Genomic DNA, 1,227 nt, shown 5'->3' with positions numbered 1-1,227 from the left:
TTTATCACTGTACTACTCCATAGCGGAACCATTTAAGTCTGAGTTAATAAAAAACATATCATATTCACTGATGGCTGCATTTATTTTTGATACAGGGCTTAATTTTAGCAAGGAGAATATAACTAAAGGAGTGATTTCAACAAGGTGGCATAATGACCTATATTCATCATTTGAGAGAATGAAAGCAATTAATAAAATTTACTACCCATCCAACAAAGAGATAAACACAGAAGGTCTATCCAAAGCCATCACATCATCTCTTTTCAATGATGACGCGAACTCGTTCGCAAAGAGAGATTTTCGCTTGATGTGGGACTTATCTTCTGAAAAATATCTTTCCTATAAAGAAATAATAATAAGAAAAGGCGATAAGCTTGACGCTGTATGCTTGAGATTTATAAATGATGACTACAAGTTTTTAGTTAATTTCAACAGAGATGAAGAGGTTTTCAAATACTTTCCATCTATAATGCAACCTTCACTCAAAACATATAGAGCGTTATCAAGACTAGTAAACTCAATCAAAGATCCTTCTAGATTTAAGTTCACGACAGAGTCATTAGAAATGGAGTTACTAGAATACTTAGAGTTAAGAAATGAATTATTCAATGACATAGAAGAAGTAATGGGTAGCTATGCTCAGAGGGCACCATAGTTCATGATAGCCCTCGATAGTACTTACTTATATTTTTAGAGAGGTTTAAGTGTAAGTAGAGGGAGTAACACCTGGTTTTTCAGCATCCACTCCAATGAATGCTGACACCGATACGCGATAATTCTCTTTATCGTAGCAAAATCATCCTCCAGATTGCGGTTGAGAATAGGTTCATGGTGCGCAATACGATTGCGCAGTTTTCTCACGGGACTTGTTAGCAGTAATGCTTCCCCCCGGGGACAAACGACAGAGATATACAACAAAGGCCCGCAATTAAAATACTCCGTATTTACCATAACGTCGCATTGCGCGTACCGCTTAAACGCGTTCAGCGCGATCACGGCAGCAGACAGGTAAAAACAGCAACAAACCACCCGAAAAACTGCCGCGATCGCGCCTGGTAAATTTTAACCTCATGCATAGTTATGCGCGAAACTGAATGACGATCAGTTTCGCACGTTCCAGCCGTCGAACGGGGAAAAATGGGGAGGTTTGGATATTGTTAATGCTAATGTACGTACATTAACATTGGCGCCATCCGGGTAGGGCGTGCCACAAACTGGCTCGATTTC

At 39.4% G+C, this 1,227-nt stretch carries 1 protein-coding gene; it reads left to right on the top strand.

The window, feature by feature from the left end; genetic code table 11:
- On the top strand, positions 1 to 655 hold a 655-nt coding region (locus K0778_RS26195; RefSeq protein WP_153520338.1), incomplete at its 5' end, for a hypothetical protein.
- Between the last annotated feature and the right edge of the window lie 572 nt (positions 656 to 1,227).

It is taken from the genome of Escherichia sp. XD33 (genome assembly GCF_019375075.1).
Taxonomy (GTDB): Bacteria; Pseudomonadota; Gammaproteobacteria; order Enterobacterales; family Enterobacteriaceae; genus Enterobacter; species Enterobacter flexneri_A.
Note: the sequence above shows the minus strand (reverse complement) of the source record. Positions and strands in the feature narration are given on the sequence as shown.